This is a genomic window from Kitasatospora hibisci, from assembly GCF_043950205.1.
Taxonomy (GTDB): Bacteria; Actinomycetota; Actinomycetes; order Streptomycetales; family Streptomycetaceae; genus Kitasatospora; species Kitasatospora hibisci.
In genome coordinates, this window is the sequence record NZ_CP171642.1 from 3,505,972 (window position 1) to 3,530,601 (window position 24,630).

The 24,630-nt window shown below is 73.7% G+C and carries 20 protein-coding genes; 10 read left to right on the forward strand and 10 right to left on the reverse strand.

All coding sequences use genetic code 11. From position 1 onward, the window contains the following. Window positions 1-50: 50 nt before the first annotated feature. Window positions 51-2,381 (reverse strand): D-alanyl-D-alanine carboxypeptidase, encoded by a 2,331-nt coding sequence (locus ACF9IK_RS14890; RefSeq protein WP_395294690.1) that lies wholly within the window; start codon window positions 2,379-2,381, stop codon window positions 51-53. Window positions 2,382-2,678: 297 nt separating this feature from the next. Between ACF9IK_RS14890 and ACF9IK_RS14895 the strand changes: the two genes are divergently transcribed. From ACF9IK_RS14895 to ACF9IK_RS14905, 3 genes are all read left to right on the forward strand, one after another. Next, on the forward strand, window positions 2,679-3,428 hold the full coding sequence (locus ACF9IK_RS14895) for a GOLPH3/VPS74 family protein (RefSeq protein ID WP_395294691.1): 750 nt from the start codon (window positions 2,679-2,681) through the stop codon (window positions 3,426-3,428). A 761-nt stretch (window positions 3,429-4,189) separates the two neighbouring features. Further along, window positions 4,190-5,053: a helix-turn-helix domain-containing protein gene (locus tag ACF9IK_RS14900; protein WP_395294692.1), complete on the forward strand. Its 864-nt coding sequence runs from the start codon at window positions 4,190-4,192 to the stop codon at window positions 5,051-5,053. Continuing rightward, entirely contained in the window at window positions 5,050-5,259 is a 210-nt protein-coding gene (locus ACF9IK_RS14905; RefSeq protein ID WP_395294693.1) for a DUF397 domain-containing protein, read from the forward strand. The genes ACF9IK_RS14900 and ACF9IK_RS14905 overlap by 4 nt, the downstream gene beginning before the upstream one ends. A 203-nt stretch (window positions 5,260-5,462) precedes the next feature. Here ACF9IK_RS14905 and ACF9IK_RS14910 read toward each other — a convergent pair whose 3' ends face one another. Next, complete coding sequence (locus ACF9IK_RS14910; RefSeq protein WP_395294694.1) at window positions 5,463-6,578, reverse strand: ADP-ribosylglycohydrolase family protein; 1,116 nt, start codon at window positions 6,576-6,578, stop codon at window positions 5,463-5,465. A gap of 188 nt (window positions 6,579-6,766) precedes the next feature. On the opposite strand from ACF9IK_RS14910, the gene ACF9IK_RS14915 reads away from it, so the two are divergent. Continuing rightward, a complete protein-coding gene (locus tag ACF9IK_RS14915) occupies window positions 6,767-7,882 on the forward strand; it encodes a tyrosine-protein phosphatase (protein ID WP_395294695.1) in 1,116 nt (371 codons plus the stop codon). Between the two features lie 130 nt (window positions 7,883-8,012). Here ACF9IK_RS14915 and ACF9IK_RS14920 read toward each other — a convergent pair whose 3' ends face one another. Further along, window positions 8,013-10,586: a bifunctional FO biosynthesis protein CofGH gene (locus tag ACF9IK_RS14920; protein ID WP_395294696.1), complete on the reverse strand. Its 2,574-nt coding sequence runs from the start codon at window positions 10,584-10,586 to the stop codon at window positions 8,013-8,015. A 181-nt stretch (window positions 10,587-10,767) separates the two neighbouring features. On the opposite strand from ACF9IK_RS14920, the gene ACF9IK_RS14925 reads away from it, so the two are divergent. The 3 genes from ACF9IK_RS14925 (at window position 10,768) to ACF9IK_RS14935 (ending at window position 13,996) form a co-directional block, all read left to right on the forward strand. Further along, window positions 10,768-12,006 (forward strand): LolA family protein, encoded by a 1,239-nt coding sequence (locus ACF9IK_RS14925; protein ID WP_395294697.1) that lies wholly within the window; start codon window positions 10,768-10,770, stop codon window positions 12,004-12,006. A 75-nt stretch (window positions 12,007-12,081) separates the two neighbouring features. Then, entirely contained in the window at window positions 12,082-13,059 is a 978-nt protein-coding gene (locus ACF9IK_RS14930) for an ABC transporter ATP-binding protein (protein ID WP_395294698.1), read from the forward strand. Beyond that, complete coding sequence (locus ACF9IK_RS14935) at window positions 13,046-13,996, forward strand: ABC transporter permease (protein WP_395294699.1); 951 nt, start codon at window positions 13,046-13,048, stop codon at window positions 13,994-13,996. Before ACF9IK_RS14930 ends, ACF9IK_RS14935 begins: the two co-directional genes overlap by 14 nt. 90 nt (window positions 13,997-14,086) lie before the next feature. Here ACF9IK_RS14935 and rarD read toward each other — a convergent pair whose 3' ends face one another. After that, window positions 14,087-15,163, reverse strand: coding sequence for an EamA family transporter RarD (gene rarD, locus ACF9IK_RS14940; protein WP_395294700.1), 1,077 nt, complete (start codon window positions 15,161-15,163; stop codon window positions 14,087-14,089). A 114-nt stretch (window positions 15,164-15,277) separates the two neighbouring features. Beyond that, the gene (locus tag ACF9IK_RS14945; RefSeq protein ID WP_395298581.1) at window positions 15,278-16,141 is read right to left on the reverse strand and encodes an SDR family oxidoreductase; all 864 of its coding nucleotides are present in this window, start codon (window positions 16,139-16,141) and stop codon (window positions 15,278-15,280) included. A 121-nt stretch (window positions 16,142-16,262) separates the two neighbouring features. Between ACF9IK_RS14945 and ACF9IK_RS14950 the strand changes: the two genes are divergently transcribed. Further along, window positions 16,263-16,652 carry a winged helix-turn-helix transcriptional regulator gene (locus ACF9IK_RS14950; RefSeq protein ID WP_395298582.1) on the forward strand — a complete coding sequence of 130 codons (390 nt, stop codon included), beginning with the start codon at window positions 16,263-16,265 and terminating at the stop codon, window positions 16,650-16,652. Between the two features lie 428 nt (window positions 16,653-17,080). Here ACF9IK_RS14950 and ACF9IK_RS14955 read toward each other — a convergent pair whose 3' ends face one another. Next, complete coding sequence (locus ACF9IK_RS14955) at window positions 17,081-17,857, reverse strand: TetR/AcrR family transcriptional regulator (protein WP_395294701.1); 777 nt, start codon at window positions 17,855-17,857, stop codon at window positions 17,081-17,083. A gap of 51 nt (window positions 17,858-17,908) precedes the next feature. Between ACF9IK_RS14955 and ACF9IK_RS14960 the strand changes: the two genes are divergently transcribed. Together ACF9IK_RS14960 and ACF9IK_RS14965 are read left to right on the forward strand one after the other, a co-directional pair. Further along, window positions 17,909-18,133 carry a DUF6011 domain-containing protein gene (locus tag ACF9IK_RS14960; RefSeq protein WP_395294702.1) on the forward strand — a complete coding sequence of 75 codons (225 nt, stop codon included), beginning with the start codon at window positions 17,909-17,911 and terminating at the stop codon, window positions 18,131-18,133. A 299-nt stretch (window positions 18,134-18,432) separates the two neighbouring features. Continuing rightward, entirely contained in the window at window positions 18,433-18,819 is a 387-nt protein-coding gene (locus ACF9IK_RS14965) for a VOC family protein (protein WP_395294703.1), read from the forward strand. Window positions 18,820-18,954: 135 nt separating this feature from the next. On the opposite strand, the gene ACF9IK_RS14970 is transcribed toward ACF9IK_RS14965, so the two are convergent. The 4 genes from ACF9IK_RS14970 to ACF9IK_RS14985 all read right to left on the reverse strand — a co-directional run bounded on the left by ACF9IK_RS14970 (window position 18,955) and on the right by ACF9IK_RS14985 (window position 24,369). Next, window positions 18,955-20,010 carry a 2-oxoacid:ferredoxin oxidoreductase subunit beta gene (locus ACF9IK_RS14970; RefSeq protein WP_395294704.1) on the reverse strand — a complete coding sequence of 352 codons (1,056 nt, stop codon included), beginning with the start codon at window positions 20,008-20,010 and terminating at the stop codon, window positions 18,955-18,957. Beyond that, window positions 20,007-22,082: a 2-oxoacid:acceptor oxidoreductase subunit alpha gene (locus ACF9IK_RS14975; protein WP_395294705.1), complete on the reverse strand. Its 2,076-nt coding sequence runs from the start codon at window positions 22,080-22,082 to the stop codon at window positions 20,007-20,009. The genes ACF9IK_RS14970 and ACF9IK_RS14975 overlap by 4 nt, the downstream gene beginning before the upstream one ends. 363 nt (window positions 22,083-22,445) lie before the next feature. After that, window positions 22,446-23,108, reverse strand: a complete 663-nt coding sequence (locus ACF9IK_RS14980; protein ID WP_395294706.1) for a LuxR C-terminal-related transcriptional regulator — start codon at window positions 23,106-23,108, stop codon at window positions 22,446-22,448. 250 nt (window positions 23,109-23,358) lie between these two features. After that, window positions 23,359-24,369 (reverse strand): polyprenyl synthetase family protein, encoded by a 1,011-nt coding sequence (locus ACF9IK_RS14985; protein ID WP_395294707.1) that lies wholly within the window; start codon window positions 24,367-24,369, stop codon window positions 23,359-23,361. Window positions 24,370-24,630 lie beyond the last annotated feature (261 nt).

Consider the following 24,630-nt stretch of genomic DNA (forward strand, 5'->3'; position numbering starts at 1 on the left):
TCCTCCGTCGTCGGGAACGGTCGAACGCCGCCCGGGCGGGCGGGCCGCGCTCAGAACAGCCGGGTCAGCCGCGACAGGATGGACGGCGGCGCCAGGTCGGACTGCAGGACGACCGGGACCTCCAGCTTGCCGTCGCCCGCGCCGACCCGCAGCACACCCACCTGGGTGCCGGCCTTGGCCGTGTGGCCGAGCTTCGCCGGGTCGAGGCTGAGAGTGCCGGAGATGCCGGGGAAGCCGGCCGTGGTGAGCTCCTTGGCCGCGACCACCGGGACGGTGCCGCCCAGACCGTCGTCGACCTGCCCGACCACGTCGCCCTGCTTGGCCAGCGTCTGCCCGGTCAGCCCGTTCTGCGCCGCCTGGATCTGCTTGGCGCTGACGTTCTGGACCACCTTGAGGATGCTCGGCTCGGCGCTGGTCGCCGGCTGGCCCAGGGTGACGCCGAGGATCAACCGCCGCACCCCGCCGATCTCCTTGTAGGCGGCCCACATCAGGCAGCCGCCGGCCGGGGTGCTGGAGCCGGTCTTGACGCCGATGATGCCGTTCTTCGGGGAGATCAGGGTGTTGGTGTTGGGGATCTTCTGGTTGTTGAAGTTGGTGTCCGGGGTGGAGACGATCTGCCGGAAGACCTCGTCCTGCATCACCTGGCCGGCCAGCTTCAGCTGGTCCTTGGCGGTGCTCTTGGTGTCCGGGCTGAAGCCGGCCGGGTCGGTGTAGGTGGTGTTGGTCATCCCGAACTTGGCGGCGGCGTCGTTCATCTTCTTGACGAACGCGTCCTCCGAGCCGGAGTCCCAGCGGGCCAGCAGCCGGGCCACGTTGTTGGCCGAGGGCAGCATCAGCAGTTCCAGCGCCTGGTACTGGCTGATCTGCTGCCCCTCGACCAGGGGCACCCGGGACTCGTCGACGTTGCCGGACTCCTGGGCGGCCTGCTTGTCGACGGTGATCTTCGGGCCGCTCTCGCCCTTCTTGAGCGGGTGCGCCTGGAGGATCAGGTAGGCGTTCATCACCTTGGTGACGCTGGCGATCGAGGCCGGCGCATCCGTGCCGGAGCTGCCGAGGCTGCCGACGCCGACCACCTCGGCGGCCGACTGGCCCTTGGCCGGCCAGGCCAGGTCGAGCGGGTCGCCGCCGAAGCTGAAACTGCCCGGGGCGGTCAGCTTGACCTTGGCGTCCGGCAGCGGCCGGAGCAGCTGGGCGACGACCACCGCGCCGAGCACCACACCCAGGAAGACGGTCCAGATGGTGATCCGCTTCAGCGCGCGGCGCAGCGGCGAGACCGGGCGGGCGTTGAGCGCGGCCAGCACCTCCATCGCCTCGGCCGTGGTCTCCGGAACCGGCAGCGGCTCGGGAGCGGGCAGCGGTTCCGGCTTCGGCAGCGGCGGCACCGGCGGCACGGGCTGCGGATCGGGGGTGGGCAGTGGCGACGGCGCCGGGCGGGGGCCGGGCTTCGGGGCCGGCTCGGGCTTCGGCAGCGGCTCCGGCCCGGGCGTCGGCTCCGGTTCGGGGACAGGCTTCGGCTCCGGGTGCGGCTCGGGCACCGGCTCGGGGACGGGGCCCGGTTCGGGCAGCGGCCGCGGGGTCGGCGGCTCCGGGACGGTGCCCGAACCGGGGGCCCGGAACGCCTTGGGCTTCTCCAGTTTCTCGGCCTGCTCCGACCGCGCCGGGGCATGGGCGGCCGCGGCGCCCCGCTCCCCCTTCTTCCCGCGGTCGGACGCCGGCTCGGAGTTGCGCTCGGACGACGGTTCGGGGTCGGCATCGGGCGCGGCTTCCGCCCCGCGCTCCGACTCCGTGTCAGGCGCCGCCTCGGACGCCGTCCCGGTCCCGGGCCGCTCGGGCCGGTCCACGACGGACGTCCGGAGGGCAAGACGCGGGTCGACTCCGGACGGGCGGCCGGCGGGCGCGGCCGTCCCCGACCCCTTCGCCGGCGGGACGTCATCGGCACCGCCCGCACCGCCGTCAGCTGTGGCTTCCCCGGCACCGGGCGCGGGCTCGGTGAGCTCGGGGGGCAGGCGCAGGGCGGTGGTCGCGTTGTCGACCGGGAGCCGCAGCATGGTGGTCCGGGTGTCCACATCCCGGACGCGGAGCTGCACGGTGGAGCCCGCCCGGCCCGTTCCCGACGGGGCTTCCGACGACGCGTCCGACGACGCGGGCCCCTCGGGGGCCGCCGGCTCCTCGCCGGCCGCGGACGCCCCGGCGGGCGCGCCGTCCATGTCCGCCCCCGAGGCCGACCCCGAGTCCGCGACCGCCTCGGCCGCGGCACCGGCCGACACGTCCGCGGCATCCGCACCGCCCGTGCCGTCCTCCCGGACACCGGCCGGGCGTTCCCGGCCCCGCTCCCGCGCCCGCTCGCCGTCCCGCAGCACCCTGTCGGGGGACTCGCCCACGTAACCCAGCCTCCTCAACGCCCGGCGGGGCACCGGCCGACCCGATTTCGGGAAGCCGACGCCCCGCCCCGTGTACCTGTACAGTCTCCGCCACCGGCGGCCTTCCGGCTGCCCACACCCCGCCCGACCGGCACCGATTGCCGCCGCACGGCCGCACCGCGGCCCGTTCACCGCTCAGACGCCGTCCCCGAGACCACCGGTTCCGCGTCCCGGTGGCAAGGTCACGATTCGGAGGCGTACTCGACAAGCCCGTGTGAGAGGCGTCACGCTGTTTCCCATCCACGCGGGGAGGCTTGGATGGGCAAGAGCCGCAGAACTGTTCCCGAGGAACTCTTGCTGCTCGCCCTGGACCCGACCACGGGTACCACGGCGCAGCCGCAGACCCTCGACCTCGGACTCGCCGGGGCACAGCTCGTCGAGCTGTCCCTGGCCGGACGGATCGTCCCGGAGGGCGACCGGATCGCCGTGGTGCTGCCACGGCCGACCGGCGACCCGACCCTGGACCACGCACTGGAGCTGCTGCGCCGACGCGGCAGTCCGGTCCGCGCCACGCACTGGATCGGCGGGCCCCGACTGGGGCTGCGGCAGACCTACCTGGCGCACCTGGAGAGGTGCGGCATGGTCACCGCCGTACCGGGCCAGATGTGCGGGGTGCTGCCGACGACGCGTTACCAGGCGTCGGACGACTGCACCAACGCCGCGATCAAGCAGCGGTTGGACACCGCGATCCGCACCGGCGTGCCGCCGGACCCACGGACGGCCGCACTCGCCGCCCTGGCCCACTCGGTCGGCCTGGGCAAGCACCTGTACCCGGGCAACGAGGGACGGTCCTCACGGTCGCGGCTGCGCGACCTGATCCGCTACGACCCGCTGGGCGGGATGGTCGCGCACGCCGTGATGGACGTGCAGAACGGCCTGCCGTCGCAGCAGAACCGTTCCTCCCAGGCCGCCGGCGGCCCGGCGGGCTCGGGTCGACCGGTCCAGCGCGGGGCTGGTCGCAGCGGCGCCGGCGGCCGGGTCGGAGCGCCGCGGGTGGGAGTCCGCTGAGGCGGCGGGCGCCGGCACCGAACGCACCCGAGCACCGCAGCACCGCAGCACCGCAGCACCGCAGGACAGCAGCACCGCAGGACCAAGCCGAAACACCGAGCAGCAAGCACCGGGAACCGCCGGAAACCACGCCGCGACGAGCAGCACCGAGGGCACACGCGCCGCGGCGGAACGGCAGGACGGCACGCGTGTCACCGGCGCCGCAGGGGCGTACGCCACCGCCGCACCGCACCTGCGGGCGGGAGGGGGCGCGCGCCGCGCCGTCGGCGCCATCGTCCGGCGGTGAGCAACCAGGAGCACGGAGGGGCGGTCGCCCGCGACGGAAGTCGCCGGGCGACCGCCCCTCGGCCGTCCCCGAGGGCGGCGCGGCCGATGGTCCGGAGCCGGCCGGGCCCCGTCCCGGAAACACCCTGCAGGCACACCCCGACACACCGGCGGCACGCACCGCCTGCACGTGCCACCAGCACATCCGCGCCCGCAGGGCGCATCCCGCACCACCGTCACCGCACCACCGCTGTACCGCCAGAGAACCGCCGCAGCACCACCGGATCGGGCCGTCGGCCGCCTTACCACCCGGTAGCATCCGCCGTCTCGCCGAAGCGCTTTTCCGACGATCTGTCCTACCGCGCTCCTGCGATTCCCCGGCGCCGACCTGATCCAAGGTGTCATGCTGCTCAGAGCCAGGGGGGTTGGTCCCAATGTCCACAGTGTTCCGAGGGCTGCCGTTCCAACGATCACCAGAGGTCCGGCCGGAGGTCGACGTGTCCGCGAACATCAATCCCACCGTGCGCCGCAGGCGTCTGGGCTCCGAGCTCCGCAAGCTGCGCGAGGGCCTCTCCATGACGGCCGAAGAGGTGGCCGGCCGGCTGATGGTCTCCCAGTCGAAGATCAGCCGCCTGGAGAACGGCCGCCGCAGCATCAGCCAGCGCGACGTGCGCGACCTCTGCGACGTCTACAACGTCACCGACGAGGCGATGCGCGCCAGCCTGATGGAGATGGCCCGGGAGTCCCGGCAGCGCGGCTGGTGGCACGACTTCAACGACATGCCGACCCCGTACAGCGTCTACATCGGCCTGGAGGCCGAGGCCTCCTCGATCCGCGCCTACGAGTCCTCGTTCGTCCCCGGCCTGCTGCAGACCGAGCAGTACGCCCAGGCCGTGGTCGAGGGCACCCAGCCGGACACCGACGCCCTCGCCGTCCAGCGCCGGGTGCAGGTCCGGATGAAGCGCCAGGACCGCATCAACGGCGAGAACCAGCTCGGCAGCCTGTGGACCGTCATAGACGAGTCGGTGCTGCGCCGGGAGGTCGGCGGGCGGGCCGTGATGGCCGATCAGCTGAAGCACATGCTGGAACTGAGCCAGCGCCCCAACATCACCATCCAGGTGATCCCGTTCTCCCAGGGCGCCCACCCCGGTATGACCGGGACATTCTCCCTGCTGGAGTTCCCCGAGTCAGCCGATTCCACAGTTGTCTACTTCGAAGGGGTGACGAGCGATCTCTACCTGGAGAAGGAGGCCGACGTGCGCCGCTATACCTCTCTCTACGACCACCTGCGGGCCGCCGCGCTCGGGGTGGCCGAAAGTCGGTCACTGATAGCCAAGATTGCGGAGGACTACCACGCATGAGCACCACCTTCGAGAGCGGGACGGTCTGGCGGAAGAGCAGCCACAGCGGCGGCAACGGCGCGTGTGTGGAGATCGCCACACCGGTCGAGGGCGCGGTGGCGGTCCGGGACTCGAAGGACCCGCAGGGCCCGCAGCTGCACTTCTCGGCCGAGGCGTGGCAGGCGTTCGCCGGGGCCGCCGGAGCAGGGGCGTTCGGCGCGTTCTGATCCGCATCCACCGTTCTCGGAGCAGGTGCCCGTAGCGGCGCCCGCCGCCCCTCCCGGCGGTCGGCACCGCTACGGGCACCTCTGTGTTCGGGGCTCGCCCAGGCGAGCACCCGCCTCGGTGCAGGCCCGGCAGCAGACCCGGCAGCACCCGGCAGCAGGCCTCGCCGGCCGAGGGCCCGCTCGCCCGCGGCAGACGGTCCGGCTCAGCCCAGGACCGGGTAGCGGGCCGCCCAGGCCGCGCCCGCCGCGGCGTCGGGGCCGTGCAGCTCCGGCCCGTGCACCAGTTCCAGGACGAAGTCGTCCGCCAGTTCCAGCAGTGCCGCGCGCCCCTCCAGACCGGCCACCAGGCCGGGCGGCAGCGCGGTGTCCCCGTGCAGGACGCCGAGGAGGTTGCCGCAGATCGCGCCGGTGGAGTCGCTGTCCCCCGAGTGGTTCACCGCCAGCAGCAGGCCCGAGCGGACGTCGTGGGCGACCAGCGCGCAGTACACCCCGATGGCCAGCGCCTCCTCCGCGACCCACCCCTCCCCCAGGGCCTCGACCCGCTCGGCGGACGGCTCCCCGGCGCGGACCGCGTCCAGTGCCGCCCGCAGCGCCGTCGTGGTCTCCTCGTGCGCGGGCCGCTCGGAGAGCAGGGCCAGCGCCAGGTGGACCCCCTCCTCCAGGGTGCCGCCGCGGGCCGCGGTCTGGACGATCACCGCGAGCGCGCCCGCCGAGAGGTAGCCGGTGGGGTGGCCGTGCGTCAGCACCGAGCACTCCACGGCCAGCTGGAAGACGAGGCCCGGGTCCCAGGTGGTGAGCAGCCCGAACGGGGCGGCCCGCATCACCGTTCCGCAGCCCTTGGAATGCGGGTTCTTGGGCGCCTCCAGCGTGCCGAGGCGCCCGGCGTCCGGCCCGGAGAGCCCGGAGAGGCAGGCCTGGCCGGGTGCGCGCTGGGCGTACAGCCACTCCTCACGGCCGAGCCAGCCGAGGTCGGCCCGGCGCTCGTCCGGGCCCCAGTCGCGCTGGGTGTCGGCCCAGCGCAGGTAGGCGAGGTGGAGGTCGGTCGGCGGGTGCCAGCTGCCGGTGTCCCGGCGGATGTGGGCCCGGATCAGCCCGTCCAGGGTGAACAGCACCATCTGGGTGTCGTCGGTGACCGCGCCGAGCCGCCCGTACGCGGGGACGTAGCCGGTGACGCCCTGCGGGCCGTGCACCGCACGGATCTTCTCCAGCGACTCGAACTCGACGCCGGCGCCGAGCGCGTCGCCGATCGCGCCGCCCAGCAGACAGCCCCGCACCCGGCTGCGGAAGTCCTGCTGCTGTGCGCGTGACCAGAGTGGCATCACGACGGGAGGCCTTTCGTCCGGGAGGCGGGCCGCGCGACGGGGCCGGTCGCGCGCGCCCCCGACTGTATTCGAATGACCGTACAAGTCGAGGGGCGGACCGGAACACCTGCACTTCAACAGAATGTTGCTGCACCGTCATGCGGCGGCAACGGCCCACCACCCCGGGCTGCCTACCGTGCCGGGCCATGACCATCTCCCGCACCCGCCTGGCCACCGCGATCGCCCTGACCGGCACGCTTGCCCTCGGCACCCCGGCGCTCGCCGTCGCCGCCCCGGCCGGCTCCCCCGCCCGGGCCGCCGCCCGGCACGCCGCGCACGCCATCCCGTTCACCGCCGCCACCGTGGCCCAGCAGGCCGACGGCGGCTTCACCCTCGCCTGGACCGCCGCCCCCGGTACCCGCGGCGTCACCGTCTACGCCGGCACCGACCCGGAGGACATCCGCCGCCACAAGCCCGTCGCCGAGGGAGCCGGCACCGCGACCGTCACGGTCACCGGCCTGGCCGCCGCCGACCGCTGGTACTTCGAGCTGGTCCCCGACCGCGGCGAGTCGCTGGTCGTCGCCGACCGCTCGCTGCACCTCGCCTCCGCGCCCAACTTCCGCGATGCGGGCGGCTACCGCACCGCCGACGGCCGGTGGGTCCGGACGGGCGTCGTCTACCGCTCCGGCGACCTCTCCAAGCTGACCGACCAGGACCTCGCCAAGCTGCGCCGCCTCGGCATCCGCACCGTCTTCGACCTGCGCACCCCCGCCGAACAGAAGGCCGCCCCGGACCGCGTCCCGGCCGGCGCCACGGCCGTGGACGCCAACGTGCTCGGTGTCGCCGACACCGGCGCGTTCAACGTCACCAGCCCGCAGGCCGCCGTCCAGGCCATGATCGACGCCGAGCGGACCATGGTCTCCGCCGACAGCGCGAAGACGGCCTACCACTCGGTGTTCGACTCCCTGGTGGAGCGCGACGACGAGAACGTCCTCTTCCACTGCACCGCCGGCAAGGACCGCACCGGCTGGGCGGCCGCAGCGCTGCTCACCGCGCTCGGCGTGCCGCGCGGGACCGTCGAGGCCGACTACCTGGCCAGCAACACCTACCGGGCCGCCGAGAACGCCGCCACCCTGGCCAAGCTGCCGCCGGCCTACCAGGCCGTCTACAAGCCGCTGCTGGACGTCCGGCCGGAGTACCTGAACGCGGGCTTCGACGAGGTGCAGCAGAAGTTCGGCTCCTTCGACGCCTACCTCAAGTCCGGCCTCGGCCTGGACCAGCGGGACCTGCGCGACCTGCGCAGCCAGCTTCTCGTCGGCTGAACCGCGGCTGACCGGGGCTGGAGGGCCGGCCGGGCCACCGGCCGAACCCGCGCCCGACCGCCGGGCCGTGCACCCGGCCCGGCGGTCGTCACCCGAGCCTTCCGGGCCCGGCTCCGCTTCCGGTGCGGCGTCAGTCGAGGACCGGCAGCAGCTCAGGCAGGTGCCCGTCCGAGGCCAGCGCCGCGGCCCGGCGCTCGGCCGGCACCTCCCCGTACGTGGTGGTGCGCTGGCGGTGCGGGCGACCCGCCGCCTCCGCGATCGCCCGGAGCTCCCGGACGGACTTGTAGCTCCCGTACGCCGAACCGGCCATCCGCGAGATGGTCTCCTCCATCAGTGTGCCGCCCAGGTCGTTGGCGCCCGAGCGGAGCATCTCGGCCGCACCCTCGGCACCCAGCTTCACCCAGCTGGTCTGGATGTTGGGGATGTGCGGGTGGAGCAGCAGCCGCGCCATCGCCACCACCGCCCGGTTGTCCCGGGCGGTCGGGCCGGGCCGGGCGATGCCGGCCAGGTAGACCGGCGCGTTGGTGTGGATGAACGGAAGCGTCACGAACTCGGTGAAGCCGCCGGTGCGCTGCTGGATCTCGGCGAGCAGCCGCAGGTGGCCCAGCCAGTGCCGCGGGGTGTCGACGTGCCCGTACATCATCGTGGACGAGGAGCGGACGCCCAGCTCGTGCGCGGTGGTGACGACCTCCACCCAGGTCGCGGCCGGCAGCTTGCCCTTGGTCAGCACCCAGCGGACGTCGTCGTCCAGGATCTCGGCGGCCGTGCCCGGGATGCTGTCCAGGCCGGCCTCCTTGGCCCGCTGCAGCCACTCGCGGACGGACAGGCCGGTCCGGGTCGCGCCGTTGACCACCTCCATCGGCGAGAAGGCGTGCACGTGGATGCCCGGCACCCGCTCCTTCACCGCCCGCGCGATGTCGAAGTAGGCGGTGCCGGGCAGGTCCGGGTGGATGCCGCCCTGCATACAGACCTCGGTGGCGCCGACCTCCCACGCCTGCGCGGCCCGGTCGGCGACCTGCTGCAGGGAGAGGGTGTAGGCGTCGGCGTCGGTGCGGCGCTGCGCGAAGGCGCAGAAGCGGCAGCCGGTGTAGCAGACGTTTGTGAAGTTGATGTTCCGGGTGACGCAGTAGGTGACGTCCTCACCGACGGCGTCGCGGCGGACGTCGTCGGCGATCCGGCAGAGCGCGTCCAGCGCCGGGCCGTCCGCGTGGAACAGCGACAGCGCCTGGTCGTCCGTCAGCCGGGTCGGGTCGTCGGCGGCCGTCGCCAGGGCGGCCCGCAGGTCCCCGGCCAGCCGCTCGGGGGCGCCCTCGGCGAGGACCCGCTCGCGCAGCACCTCCCAGTCGCCGTAGACGTCCTCGAAGTCGGCGCGCCGGTCGCCCGTTCGGCCCTCGGTGTCGATGGCGGTGTGCAGGTCCGTCCGCCCGTACGAGGCGGGCAGGTCCTCCGGCTCCTGCCACGGGTGGCCCTGGACCACCGCGTCCGGACGGGCCAGGCCGGTCTCCGGGTCGGCCAGTGCGCGGACGTGCGGCAGCACCCGCGGGTCCAGCCACGGCTCGCCGCGGCGGACGTACTCCGGGTAGACGGCCAGGCGCTCGCGCAGCTCGAAGCCGGCCGCCGCCGAGTGCTCGGCCAGCCGGTCGATCTGCGGCCAGGGGCGCTCGGGGTTCACGTGGTCGGGCGTCAGCGGCGAGACCCCGCCCCAGTCGTCGATCCCGGCCCCGATCAGCCTCGCGTACTCGCCGTCCACCAGGTTCGGCGGGGCCTGCAGACAGGCCGACGGGCCCATGATGTGGCGGGCCACGGCCACCGTGGCGACCAGCTCGTCCAGCTCGGCGTCGGGCATGCCGCGCATCGCCGTGTCCGGCTTGGCGCGGAAGTTCTGCAGGATCAGCTCCTGGATGCCGTGGTAGGCGCGGGCGACCCGGCGCAGCGCGAACAGCGACTCGGCGCGCTCCTGGTAGGTCTCGCCGATGCCGATCAGCAGCCCGCTGGTGAAGGGGACGGAGCTGCGCCCGGCATCCTCCAGCACCCGCAGCCGGACGGCCGGCTCCTTGTCCGGCGAGCCGTGGTGCGGGCCGCCGGGCTCGCTCCACAGCCGCGTCGCGGTGGTCTCCAGCATCATGCCCATCGAGGCCGACACCGGCTTGAGCCGCTGGAAGTCCGTCCAGCCCAGCACCCCGGGGTTGAGGTGCGGCAGCAGGCCGGTCTCCTCCAGGATGCGGATCGACATCGCCCGGACGTAGGCGACGGTGTCGTCGTACCCGTGGGCGTCCAGCCACTCGCGGGCTTCCGGCCAGCGGTCCTCGGGCTTGTCCCCGAGCGTGATCAGGGCCTCCTTGCAGCCCAGTTCGGCGCCCCGCCGGGCCACCTCCAGCACCTCGTCCGGGGACATGAACATCCCGTGCCCGGCCCGGCGCAGCTTGCCGGGGACGGTGGCGAAGGTGCAGTAGTGGCACTTGTCCCGGCAGAGCCGGGTGAGCGGGATGAACACGCTCCTGGAGTAGGTGATGACGCCGGGACGCCCGGCCGCGGCGAGGCCCGCGTCGCGCACCCGGGCGGCGCTCGTGCAGAGGTCCGCCAAGTCGTCGCCCCTGGCCTGGAGCAGCACCGCCGCCTCGGCCGTGTCCAGCGCGACACCGTCCCGGGCGCGGCGCAGGGCCCGCCGCATCGCATTCGACGTCGGGGAGATGGTTCCGTCCATGGCGCGACCCTACGCCAGTCCTCGTACGTCCGGAGTAGCCGACCCTGAGGACGTATCAGGGTCGGCTGCGCCGCGAGGTCGACCCCGATCTGGCCCTGCAGGGCGATGACTCCGGCGCGCCGCGGACTTGTAATGGAGACCAGAGACGAACTCGGTCACGGTTACGGAGGGGTTGGACGCCATGACGGACGAAAGGCCGGCTGAGCGGCATCAGGACGACGGGGGTGCCCCGTACCGCGCCGGACGGCGCACCGCGGTACGGGTGGCGGTCCCGGTGGCGGTGGCGGCGGTGATCGCGGCCGGGGTCGGCCTGGTCCCGGCCCTCGCGGCCGACTCCCCGCCGGACCTGCCGGCGCTGACGGCGGAGCAGCTGGTGGCGAAGGCACTCGGCTCTCAGACGCAGACGCTCTCCGGCACCGTCGCGGTCTCCGCCGACCTCGGCGTGCCGAGCCAGCTGCTGACGGCCGGCGTCGGCGTCGGCTCGCGCGGCACCGGCGGCACCGGCGGCACCGGGTCGTCGGCGGCCGCACCGGAGGCCAAGCTGACCGCGCTGCTCGGCGGCGAGCACACCCTGCGGGTCGCGGTGGACGGCCCGGACCGCCAGCGGGTCGGCCTGGTCGAGACGCTGGCCGGGTACGAGCTGATCCACAACGGCGACCAGGTCTGGGCCTGGGACAGCAGCACCAACGAGGCGGTTCACCTGACCGCCCCGCAGGGGGCCGGCCAGGACGCCCACGGCGGCGCGGACCGCAAGGCGCCGCTGACCGGGGTACCGGCCACCCCGCAGGAGGCGGCCCGCCGGTTCCTCACCGCGAGCGCGGGCACCACGGCCGTGACCGTCGACGGCACCACCACCGTCGCCGGGCAGAAGGCGTACCAGCTCAGCGTGAAGCCCACCCGGTCCGGTTCGACCATCGGCGAGGTCCGGATCGCGGTGGCCGCCGAGAACGGCGTGCCGCTCGCGGTCCTGGTCAGGGACACCGACGGCGGCAAGGTGTTCGACCTCCACTTCACCGAGGTGTCGTTCGCCCGGCCGTCCGCCAAGACCTTCGACTTCGCCGTGCCCAAGGGTGCCAAGGTGACGGAGCACGAGGCCGGCAACGAACCGAAGGCCTCGTCCGAGCAGGAGGTGCGCGAGGCGGCCGAGGGGCTGAACGTGGTCGGCGAGGGCTGGACGGCGGTACTCAGCGCCAAGCTGCCGACCGGCGAGGTCGCGGCGCCGGCCGGGGGCCGGCACGGCGACTCCGGCAAGTCCGCGCCGCAGAGTCCGCTGGCGCTGGCGAAGTCGCTCGGCAAGCCGGTCAAGGGCGGCTCGCTGATCAGCACCAAGGTGCTGAACGTGCTGGTCACCGACGACGGCCGGGTCTTCGCGGGCGCGGTGACGCTGCCGGTGCTGCAGAGTGCGGCCGGGGTGAAGTAAGTGACCGAGGCTCCTGTAACGGGGGACGTTACGGAGCCGGCCGGGGGCCGGGGCGCCGATGTGCGCCCGGCCCCCGTGACCGTTCTCTCCCGCACCCCGTCCCCGGCTCCGTCCGACGATGTGATCAGAACCCGGGGGCTGACCAAGCGCTTCCGCGGCGGCCAGCTCGCCGTGGACGGGCTGGACCTGACCGTGCCGCGCGGCTCGGTCTTCGGCTTCCTCGGCCCGAACGGCTCCGGCAAGACCACCACCATCCGGATGCTGATGGGCCTGATCGCGCCCAGCTCCGGCGTGGCCACCGTGCTCGGCGAGTCGATGCCGCAGTCGGTCGGCTCGGTCCTGCCCCGGGTCGGCGCTCTGATCGAGGGCCCTGCCCTCTACGGCTTCCTCTCCGGCCGGGACAACCTGGCCCGGTTCGACGCGGCCGACCCGACCGCCGACCCGCGCACCCGGCAGCGGCGCGTCGCCGAGGCGCTGGACCGGGTCGGGCTCACCGCCGCGGCCGGCAAGAAGGCACGGGCGTACTCCCTGGGCATGAAACAGCGGCTCGGGCTGGCCTCGGCGCTGCTCCAGCCCCGCGAGCTGCTGGTGCTGGACGAGCCGACCAACGGGCTCGACCCGCAGGGCATGCGGGAGATCCGGGGGCTGGTGCGCGAGGTCGCCGCCGAGGGGACGACCGTCTTCCTCTCCTCCCACCTGCTGGACGAGATCGAGCAGGTCTGCACCCACGCCGCGGTGATGTCGCGCGGCCGGCTGCTGGTGCAGGGGACGGTCGCCGAGCTGGCCGCCCGGGCCCAGGGCCGGCTGGTGGTCCGCACCCCGGACGTGGCGCGGGCCGCCGAGGTGCTGGCGGCCCGGCAGGTCGCCGACCTGCGCTCCGCCGAGGGCCGGGTGGACGGCGAGCTGGACGCGCCGGCCGACGACGTGCTGCCGGCGATCTGCGCGGCGCTGGTCGAGGCCGGGGTACGGGTGCGCGGCTTCGGTGTGGAGCGGGGCACGTTGGAGGACGCCTTCGTGGCGCTGACCGGGGAGGGCTTCGATGTCGCGGGCTGAGCTGTCGGGGACCGAGCTGTCGGGGGCCGAGGTTTCGCAGGCCAAGCTGCCGGGGGCCGCGACGGCACGGTCCGGTCTGAGGGAGACCCCCGCCGCCGGGCGGCGGCCGCAGACGGCGGCCGGGTTCCTGGCGCTGTTCCGCAACGAGCTGCTGCTGACCTTCCGCCGGGTGCGGACCATGGTGCTGCTGGGCATCCTGGCCGTGCTGCCGGTCCTGATCGGCGTGGTGGTCCGGATCGAGACGGACGGCCCGCGCGGCGGAGACGGCCCGGCCTTCATCGCGCAGGTGACCCAGAACGGTCTCTTCCTGGTCTTCACCGCACTCGCGGTGGCATTGCCGGTCTTCCTGCCGATGACGGTCGGCGTGGTCGCCGGCGACGCGGTGGCGGGCGAGTCCGCGAGCGGCACGCTGCGCTACCTGTTGGTGGCCCCGGCCGGGCGGACCAGGCTGCTCGCCGCCAAGTTCACCGCCGGACTGGCGTTCTGCCTGGCGGCCACCCTGACCGTCGCCCTGGCGGCCCTGGCCACCGGCGCGGCGCTGTTCCCGCTCGGCGACGTCACGCTGATCTCGGGCGAGACCATCGGGCTCGGCTCGGCGCTGCTGCGGGCCGTGCTGGTGGCCTTGGTGGTGGCCGCCTCGCTGGCCGGGCTGGTCTCGATCGGGCTCTTCGTCTCGACGCTCACCGGCAGCGGCATCGCGGCGATGGCCGCCACCGTCGGTCTGATGATCACCGTGCAGATCCTGGACAGCTTCCCGCAACTGCACGCGATCCAGCCGTTCCTGTTCACCCACCACTGGCTGAGCTTCGGGGACCTGCTGCGGGAGCCGATGTACTGGGACGGCGTGCTGAAGAACCTCGGACTGCAGGCGGCGTACGTCGCGGTGTTCGGATCGGCCGCCTGGGCACGGTTCACCAGCCGGGACATCACGGCGTAGCGGGGCGGTGGGATCGGCGCGCGGCCGTCCGCCCCGGCCACCGGCCTGCCCCGGCGGGGCGGCGGGGGCCCCTCGGCGGGCGGCGGTCCCTCAGCGGGCGGGGGCCGGCACGGTGTCGGTCGGGGTCCCATCGGCCGGCGTTCCACCCGCCGGGGAGTCCTCGCCCACCGGGGAGACCTCGCCCGGGACGGCGTCGCGCCGGGCCGCACCGGCCGCGGTGGCGGACTCCAGCCGGGCCACGACGGCCGCGCGCTCCAGCCGGTCGGCCCGCACCCGGCGCAGCGCGTCCCAGGTGAGCACCGCGAGCGCGGCCCAGACCAGGGCGAACCCGGCCCAGCGGGCGGGCGGCATCGACTCGTGGAACACCGCGATGCCGATCAGGAACTGGAACACCGGCGCCAGGTACTGCAGCAGCCCGAGCATGGTGAGCGGCACCCGGACGGCGGCCGCACCGAAGCAGAGCAGCGGGATCGCGGTGATCACCCCGCTGAGCACCAGCAGCCCCGAGTGCCCCCAGCCGTACTCGCCGGCCACGGTGTGCCCGAAGGTGCCCTTCCCGCTGAGCTCCAGGTGGACGAGGTAGCCGAGGGCGAACGGGAACATGAAGGCGCTCTCGGCCGCCAGGCTCTCCAGGCCGCTCAGCCCCACCTTCTTCTTCAGCAGGCCGTAGGTCGCGAAGCTGAGTGCCAGGGTCAGCGCGATCCAGGGCAGCCGCCCGTACCCGATCGTCAGTACCGCGACGGCGAGGGCCCCGATCCCGACGGCGGCCCACTGCGCCGCCCGCAGCCGCTCCTTGAGCACCAGGACGCCGAAGGCGATGGTCACCAGCGGGTTGATGAAGTAGCCGAGGCTGGTCTCGACCACGTGCCCGGCGTTGACGCCCCAGATGTAGACGCCCCAGTTGACCGAGATCACCGCGGCGGCCGCGCCCAGCATGGCGAGCCGGCGCGGCTGGCGCAGCAGCGGGCGTATCCAGCCCCAGTGCCTCTGGGCGACCAGCAGCAGTGCGACCGCTACCAGGGACCAGACCATCCGGTTGGCCAGGATGTCGTCCGCGGCGCCCGGCTCCAGCAGCGGCCAGAACAGGGGGAAGAGCCCCCACATGCCGTACGCGGCGAAGCCGTACCAGAGTCCTCTTCCGGCCTCCTGCTGCCCTGTCTCCGGCATTGACCGCCTGCCCTCCGCGCGCGCCTGTGTCGAGCCGACGGTAGCGGGCGCGGGGGCGGGCTGTCATCTCCGTATTCCGTTTTTGGTCATGACAGGGCGTGGCCGGTGGCCGCCTCAGCCCTTCAGTGCGACGCGCACGCTCTCCGCCAGCGGGACCGTCGGGCGCCCGATCAGGCGGGCCAGGTCGCCGGGGGTTCCGGCCAGCTCACCGCGGGCGATGCCGGCGTCCACGTCGACCAGGACCTCGGCGAAGCCCTCCGGCAGGCCCGCGCCGACCAGCACCTCGCGATGCTCGGCCGGGGTCACGTCGCGGTGCCCGACCGGCCGGCCCGAGGCGTTCGCCAACTCGGCGGCCAGCTCCGGCAGGCTCCAGGCGACGTCGCCGCTCAGCTCGTAGACGGTGTCCGCATGGCCGCTCCCGTCGCCCGCGCCGACCAGCACCGCCACGGCCGCGTCGGCGTAGTCCCTGCGCGGGGCACTGGCGATCCGACCCTCGCCTGCGCTGCCGATCACGATGCCCCGGGCCACCGTCCCGGCGGCGTCGCCCAGGTAGTTCTCGGTGTACCAGCCGTTGCGGAGGAAGGAGTAGGGCAGACCGGACTCCCGGATCACCGCCTCGGTCGCCCGGTGCTCGTCGGCCAGCCGGAAGGTGGCCGCGCCCGGCGCACTGGTGTAGGCGAGCAGCGCGACCCCGGCCGCGCGCGCCGCGTCGACCACCGCGGTGTGCTGCGGGATACGGCGGCCGACCTCGCTGCCGGAGATCAGCAGCACCCGGTCGCCGGCCTCGAAGGCGCCGGCCAGGCTCTCCGGGCGGCCGTAGTCGACCTCCCGGACGGTCACACCGCGCGCGGCGAGGTCGGCGGCCTTCCCGGCGGAGCGGACGGCCACGGCCACCTCGCTCGCGGGCACCCTGGCCAGCAGGCCCTCGACGACCAGGCGGCCGAGCTGCCCGGTGGCTCCGGTGACGACGTACATGATGCGACTCCCTCGTTCGGGTGATGCGACGACTCGCTGTCTCGTTGACCTCGCAACTAACCCTAGGGACTGCACTTACTTCCAGAAAGTACGCACTTCAAAGTAGGGTACTGACATGGAGGTAATGACTCAGGTCGACCGTGACCGCCGACTGCCCGCGCCGGACGTCTTCGACCGCATGTGCCCCTCGCGCGGGGTGCTGGAGCACGTCACCAGTCGCTGGGGCGTGCTCGTCCTCGGGGCGCTCGACGAGCGCGGCTACCGCTTCAGCGAGCTGCGGCGGAAGGTCTCGGGGGTGAGCGAGAAGATGCTGGCCCAGACCCTGCAGACCCTGGAGCGCGACGGCTTCGTCCTGCGCGAGGCCCACCCGGTCATCCCGCCCCGGGTGGACTACAGCCTGACCCCGCTGGGCCGGGAGGCCGCCCGGCTGGTCGCGGCCCTGGCCCACTGGTCCGAGGAGCGCGTCCCCGCCGTCCTCTCGGCCCGCGCCGAGTACGACGCCCGCCCGCGCTGACGGGGAGCTCGCGGAGGACCCGGTCCGCGGCGCGGGTGGGCGCGCGGTTGTGGGCACCCGGTTGCGGGCCGCGCCCGGCGGCTGCACGCTACGACCCGAGGCCACGGGTGCCGGGCGCGGGCTGCGGGCTGCGGGCTGCGCGGACCGCTCAGGAATCCTGCACGCATCGAACACCTGAGCGCCCTGCCCGCTCATAGGCTGACCTGCGGGGTCACCCGGGAGCCGCGCTCCTCGGTGGTGCCCGGGCACGGGGGTCCCGGGCACCACCCCGAGAGTCGGCGCCGGCTCCGGGGTACGCCGACCCGGAGGGCACGCCGACTCGGGGGGACGGGCCGGGGAAGGGCATGCGGGCCGATCGGCGGTTCCACCGCCGGCCGGCGGCCGACCCACGGCGTCCCGGCTTACGGCGTCCCGGCGGGGCGCCCCGGCTACGGCTTCCGGTGCGTCTCGATCAGCGCCGCCAGGCCGTCCAGGAGCCGGGCCAGGCCGAAGGCGTACGCGTGGTCCGGGCTGTACGCGCCGCCGTGGGCCTCCCCGGCAGCGGCACCCACGCGCGCGGCGACCGGGTAGCGCTCCGGGTCCAGGACGCGGGCGAGCAGCTCGGCGTTGGCGGACCACCACTGTTCGTCGCTCATCCGGCTGTCCTGCTCGGCGCCGCGCTCGTCGGCGGCCATCCGGGCGCAGGTCTGCACGAAGCCGAGCAGGTGGGTGAGGGCGGCGTCCAGCTCGACGTCCGGCAGGCCGGTGCCCTCCAGGGCGCGCAGCTCGTACTCGTACTTGGCCATCAGGCCCGGTCCGAGCGGCGGGCGGCTGGTGGCGATCCGGGCGACCCAGGGGTGGGCCCGGTGCAGGGCGCGGTTGTCGTCCGCCACCGCGGCCACCCGGTCGCGCCAGCCGTCGCCGGCGGGGGCGGCGCGCCGCATGGTCGCGTACACGGTGTCCAGCATCAGGTCCAGCAGCTCGGCCTTGCCCGGCACGTAGGTGTAGAGCGCCATCGCCGAGACCCCGAGCTCCTGGGCGACCCGGCGCATGGTCACGGCGTCCACGCCCTCGGCGTCCGCCAGCGCGATCGCCGCGGCGGCGATCTCCGCCGGCGACTTCGCCTGTCGCGGGCCGCGACGGCCCGGCTTCTCCTCCGCCGAGAGCCCCCAGAGCAGGGCCAGCGTCCGGGCGGGATCCCCCGCGCTGCTGCGATCGCTTGCCATGGCCGGATCCTTTCACGCCCGCGCCCCGCTCGACCGGGCTACCGTCTGCCCATGACCGACGCCGCCCCCGACACCACCCCGAACGCCCGGCCCGAACCACTCCCGGGCACCTCGACCGTGCAGCCGCTGCGCCCGCGCGTCACCTGCCGCCGCTGCCACCGCCCGCTGCACGACCCGGAGTCGCGCATGCTCCGGCTCGGACCCGAGTGCCGCGACCCGGCCGAGCGCGTCCCGCGGCACGAGGTCGACCAGGACGCGCTGCCCGGCCTGGACTGATCCGCGCCGGGACGGCTCGCCGACGACCGCCCCGGTGGCCACCGAGGTCGCGAAGGTCACGGGCGCCGGGCGCCGGGCTCGCCCCACGCCGCCGGCAAGGGCGTCAACCGGAGGCAACCGGAGGCAACCGGAGGCAACCGGAGGCCGGACGGAAGGAGCCACCGGGGGTGTCCGCACCCGGTCGTCGACCGCCTCGACGAGAGGCGTCCGGCATTTCACAGGACTCCCCCTTGGCAAATTCTCCGTACGTTGTACATTGTACTGCGTACGGGATATTGTCGACGAGAGGGCACGCACGCATGCAGATCACCGGTTCCGCCGTATCGCTCACCGTCGAGGACGTCGCCGCCTCCGCCGCCTTCCTCGAGCAGCACTTCGGGTTCGCCGAGCAGATGGCGGCCGACGGCTTCGCCTCACTCGGCCGTGAGGACGCCGGGCTGAACGTCGTCTACCTGAAGCGCGGCAACGACGTCCTGCCCGAGGGGTTCCGCGACCAGCACGCCGCCGGGCTCATCCTGGCCTTCGTCGTCACCGACCTGGTCGGCGAGGAGGCCAGGCTGCGGGCGGAGGGCGTCGAGATCACCATGCCGCTGCGCGAGGAGCCCTGGGGCGAGAAGCTGTTCCAGGTCACCGACCCGAACGGCGTGATCGTCCAGCTCGTCGAGTGGGCGCAGCCGCAGCAGTAACGACACCGCGCGGCGGCGCAGAGCGAGCGGCGCGCAGCGGGAACAGCGCGGACGGGCCGCGCAGCGGGAACAGCGCACAACGGAGCGGCGCCGCCGGCCAGGCCGGGGGCGCCGCTCCGTTGTACCGCCGCAAGGTCAGCCGACCGTCCAGGTGTCGCTCCCCGACAGCAGCGACGCGAGGTCGCCCGGGCCGCGCCGGGCCTCCGACGCGGCCAGCTGTTCGGCCATCAGCTCGTCGTACACCGGCCGCTCGACGCTGCGCAGCACGCCGATCGGCGTGTGGTGCAGGGTGTCCGCGTCCGCGATCCGGGAGAGCGCGAACGCCGCCGCCGGGCCGGCCGCGTGGGCGTCGTGGACCACTACGGCCGACTCGTTCTCCGCCGTGACCGCGGCCACGAACAGTTCGCCGTCCGCGGCCCGGAAGACGCCCTGGCCGTGGTCCGCGCCGAAGCGGATCGGCTGCCCGTGTTCCAGCCGGATCAACGCCTCGTCCCGGGTGCCCGGTTCCTTCAGGATCTCGAAGGCGCCGTCATTGAAGATGTTGCAGTTCTGGTAGATCTCCACCAGCGCCGTTCCCCTGTGCTCCGCCGCCGCCCGCAGCACGGACTGCAGGTGCTGGCGGTCGGAGTCGATCGTCCGGGCGACGAAGGTGGCCTCGGCGCCGATCGCCAGCGACAGCGGGTTGAACGGGGCGTCCAGCGAACCCATCGGCGTGGACTTGGTGATCTTGCCGAGCTCGCTGGTCGGCGAGTACTGGCCCTTGGTAAGTCCGTAGATGCGGTTGTTGAACAACAGGATCTTCAGGTTCACATTGCGGCGCAGAGCGTGGATCAGGTGGTTTCCGCCGATGGACAGCGCGTCGCCGTCGCCCGTCACCACCCAGACGCTGAGGTCCTGCCGCGAGGAGGCCAGACCGGTCGCGATGGCCGGCGCGCGCCCGTGGATCGAGTGCACCCCGTAGGTGTTCATGTAGTACGGGAACCGCGACGAGCAGCCGATCCCGGAGACGAAGACGGTGTTCTCCCGCTTGATCTCCAGCTCCGGCATGAACGCCTGCACAGCCGCCAGAATCGCGTAGTCACCGCAGCCCGGGCACCAGCGCACCTCCTGGTCGGTCTTGAAGTCCTTGGTGCTCTGCGGCGCTTCGGCCTTCGGCACCAGCTTCAGCGAGGGGAACTGCTGCTCGCTCATCGGTTGTCCTCCTCGCTCGGCGAACCGGCGGTCGCACCGGTGGTCGTGTCGACGCTCGCACCGGCCGGCGGACCTTCGGGTGAACCGGCCGGCGGACGGGCGGGCGAACCGCCTTCCGACCCGATCGCCGCCCACAGCACGTCGGCCAACTGCGCCGCCTTGAAGGGAAGCCCGCGCACCTGGTTGTAGGACTGCGCATCCACCAGGTACTTGGCCCGCAGCAGCAGCGCCAGCTGCCCGAGGTTCATCTCGGGGACGATGACCTTCTCGTAACTCCTCAGCACCGTGCCGAGATTGGCCGGGAAGGGGTTGAGGTTTCGCAGGTGGGCCTGGGCGATGCGGCCGCCGTCCGCCCGGACCCGCCGCACGGCCGCGGTGATCGGGCCGTACGTCGAACCCCAGCCGAGGACCAGCACCCGCGCCCCGCCGTCCGGGTCGTCGACCTCCAGCGGCCGGACGGCGATGCCGTCGACCTTGGCCTGCCGGGTGCGGACCATGAAGTCGTGGTTGGCCGGGTCGTAGGAGATGTTGCCGGTGCCGTCCTGCTTCTCGATGCCGCCGATCCGGTGTTCCAGGCCGGGTGTGCCGGGCACCGCCCAGGGGCGGGCCAGGGTCTGCGGATCGCGCAGGTAGGGCCAGAACGAGCCGTCCTCGCGGTTCGGGCCGGTCGCGAAGTCCGGGGTGATCTCGGGCAGTTCCTCGACCTCCGGGATCCGCCAGGGCTCGGAGCCGTTGGCCAGGTAGCCGTCCGAGAGCAGGAAGACCGGGGTGCGGTAGGTGACCGCGATCCGGGCCGCCTCAAGCGCCGCGTCGAAGCACTCGGCCGGGGTGGCCGGGGCGACGATCGGCACCGGCGCCTCGCCGTTGCGGCCGAACATCGCCTGTAGCAGGTCGGCCTGCTCGGTCTTGGTCGGCAGTCCGGTGGACGGGCCGCCGCGCTGGATGTCGACCACCAACAGCGGCAGTTCGAGCGAGACGGCCAGACCGATGGTCTCGCTCTTGAGCGCCACGCCCGGGCCGGAGGTGGTGGTCACGCCGAGCGCGCCGCCGAAGGCTGCGCCGAGCGCCGCCCCGATGCCGGCGATCTCGTCCTCGGCCTGGAAGGTGCGGACGCCGAAGTTCTTGTGCCGGCTGAGCTCGTGCAGGATGTCCGAAGCCGGGGTGATCGGGTAGGAGCCCAGGTAGAGGGGCAGCCCGGCGCGCTGCGCGGCGGCGATGAGGCCGTAGGAGAGGGCCAGGTTGCCGGAGATGTTGCGGTAGCGGCCGGCCGGGAGCTTGGCCGGGGGCACCTCGTAGGAGACCGCGAAGGACTCGGTGGTCTCGCCGAAGTTCCAGCCCGCCCGGAAGGCGCTGATGTTGGCCTCGGCGATCTGCGGCTTCTTGGCGAACTTGCTGCGCAGGAAGGACTCGGTGCCGTGGGTCGGCCGGTGGTACATCCAGGAGAGCAGGCCCAGCGCGAACATGTTCTTCGCCCGCTCGGCGTCCTTGCGTGCGAGCCCGCTGTCCTTGAGCGCCTCCAGCGTCAGCGTGGTCAGCGGCACCTTGTGCAGGTGGTACGCCTCCAGCGAGCCGTCGGCCAGCGGGTCCGCCGGGTAGCCGACCTTGGACAGCGCGCGCTTGGTGAACTCGTCGGTGTTGACGATGATCTCGGCTCCGCGCGGCAGGTCCGGCAGGTTGGCCTTGAGGGCGGCCGGGTTCATCGCCACCAGGACGTTGGGCGCGTCCCCCGGGGTCAGGATGTCGTGGTCCGCGAAGTGCAGCTGGAAGGACGAGACACCCGGCAGCGTGCCGGCGGGGGCCCGGATCTCGGCCGGGAAGTTGGGCAGGGTGGAGAGGTCGTTGCCGAAGGACGCCGTCTCCGAGGTGAAGCGATCGCCGGTGAGCTGCATGCCGTCGCCGGAGTCCCCGGCGAACCGGATGATCACCCGGTCGAGTCTGCGGATCGGCTTGGCGCGCCTGGGCTGCGGACTGCCCGGCACGGCGGGGCCGGATCGGCCGCCACCGGGCCCGGGGCGGCCCTCGTCGCCGCCCGAGCCGTCCACTGCTTCTGACTGATCGACCTGACTGGTCACTGCCGCGGACCTCCTCGTGGGCACCAGCCGCGGGCGTGAGCCGTGTGCCCCGTCCGCCTGGTGCACCTCTCGCATCCTATGCGGGTGAGGATTGCCTGGGACGGAACTGCCCGATGCGGCAGGAAGCTGCCGGTGTCGCTGCCGCTCCGTCCAGGTACAACGCCCGCGGCATGCGGTCCCATACCGCACCCGCGAACGCTTGTTCGGGTGCGCACCGAATTCGGCGGCCTCCCGGGCGACGGGGCTGCGGGTGTGCCGCCCGGCGGGTCGCGGACGGGCGTGCGGGTGGGTGAACCGGCGGCCGCTCGGGCCGGCGCCCGGGCTGCCGCCCGGGCGGGGACGGGTGCCCGTCCGGGGGGACGGTCAGGAGTCCAGGTAGGTGAGTACGGCCAGCACCCGGCGGTGGTCCTCCGGGCTCTGGGCCAGGCCCAGCTTGAGGAAGATGTTGCTGACGTGCTTCTCCACCGCGCCGTCCGAGACCACCAGCTGCTTGGCCACCGCGGCGTTGGTCCGTCCTTCGGCCATCAGCCCCAGCACCTCGCGCTCGCGCGGGGTCAGCCCGGACAGCACGTCGCCCTTGCGGCTGCGGCTGAGCAGCTGCTGGACGACCTCCGGGTCCAGCGCGGTTCCGCCCTCGGCGACCCGGACCACCGCATCGACGAACTCGCGCACCTCGGCGACGCGGTCCTTCAGCAGGTACCCCACGCCCCGGGTGGAGCCGGCCAGCAGCTCGGAGGCGTACCGCTCCTCCACGTACTGCGACAACACCAGCACGCCCAGCTCCGGGTAGAGGCCGCGCAGGGTGACGCAGGCGCGCACGCCCTCGTCGGTGTGGGTCGGGGGCATCCGGACGTCGGCGACCACGACGTCCGGCAGCGTGCCGGCCACGGCCAGGTCGTGGACGGCCTTGAGCAGGGCCTCGCCGTCGCCGACGCTCGCGACGACCTCCAGGCCCCGGTCGGTGAGCAGCCGGGTCAGGCCCTCCCGGAGCAGTACGGAGTCCTCGGCGATGACGACGCGAAGCATGGTGGCCTTCCGGGTTGGCACGGCTGGGGGCTGGACTGACGGAGCCAGTCTTCCCTACTCGCGACAACGCCGGGGCGACAAATCACACCGGCGGCCCGGGCGCCGGACGGCCCGCAACCGCACCGGGCACCGGGTACGGGGCCGGGGCCAGAGGCTGGGACGGGGCGCGAGAGGACGGGTGCTCGGGCCGGAATGCGACCCGGACCGGTGCGGGGCCGGCCCACTGCGTCGGGCCGCTCCCCCGGGTCGGTCACATCGTGCGGATGGCCACCGCGTCGCAGAGGCCCTGGAGCGCCTCCTTGGCCGGGCCCTCGGGCAGCGGGGCGAGCAGCGCGCGGGCCTCCTCGGCGTGCCGCAGAGTCTCCCGGCGGGCGAGCTCCAGCGCGGGGTGGCGGCGCAGCAGCCGCAGCGCCTCCGCGTGCAGCTCGTCGTCGTCGAGGGAGCCGGCGACCAGCTCGCGCAGCCGCAGGTCGGCCGGGTCCGACTCGTCCACCGGCAACTGCTGGAGCAGCAGGGTGGGCAGGGTCGGGATGCCCTCGCGCAGGTCGGTACCCGGAGTCTTGCCGGACTCGTGACCGTCGCTGGCGATGTCGAGCACGTCGTCGGCCAGCTGGAAGGCGATGCCGATCCGCTCGCCGTAGGCGCTGAGGATGTCAACCACCCACGGCTCGGCGCCGGCCAGGAGTGCTCCTATCCGGCAGGAAACGGCGATCAGGGAGCCGGTCTTGCCGGCCAGCACGTCGAGGTAGTGGCTCAGCGGGTCGTCGTCCGGGCCGGGGCCGGCGGTCTCCAGGATCTGGCCGGTGACCAGCCGCTCGAAGGCGTCGGCCTGGAGCCGGACGGCGTCGGGGCCGAGGTCGGCGAGCACCTGGGAGGCGCGGGAGAAGAGGAAGTCGCCGGTGAGGATGGCGACCGAGTTGTCCCAGCGCGAGTTGGCACTGGGGGCGCCCCGGCGCACCGGGGCCTCGTCCATGACGTCGTCGTGGTAGAGGGTCGCCAGGTGGGTCAGCTCGACCACCACCGCGGCCGGGACCACGCCCGGGGCGTTGGCGTCGCCGAACTGGGCGGAGAGCAGCACCAGCAGCGGGCGGAAGCGCTTGCCGCCGGCCTCCATCAGGTGGCTGGCGGTGAGGGTGATGAACGGGACGTCGCTCTTCACGGCCTCGGTGAGCGCGTTCTCCACCGCGTCCATCCCGTACTGGACGTCGCGGGTCAGATCGCGGTCCTGCACGCTGAGCCCAAAGGGTCCCACGACGGTCACGAAGACCACTCCTCTGTCCCTGGTCGATCTAGCGGCCTGGTCCCTGAGTGCCGCCGCTGGCCATACAGGCAGGGTATCCGGTCGCGAGTGGATCACTGCACGGGCGTGCGGGTCCGGTCATGGTCGGGCTGTATCGGCTGGTCAGGTGCGATGCCGAGACGACTCGTCCGGGCCGCGCGGATAAGGCGCGGCCCGGACGGGAGGGGCCTCCCGGCGGGCCCTCCGAACCTTCCGGCGGGGCACCTGACGGGCCCGCGGCCG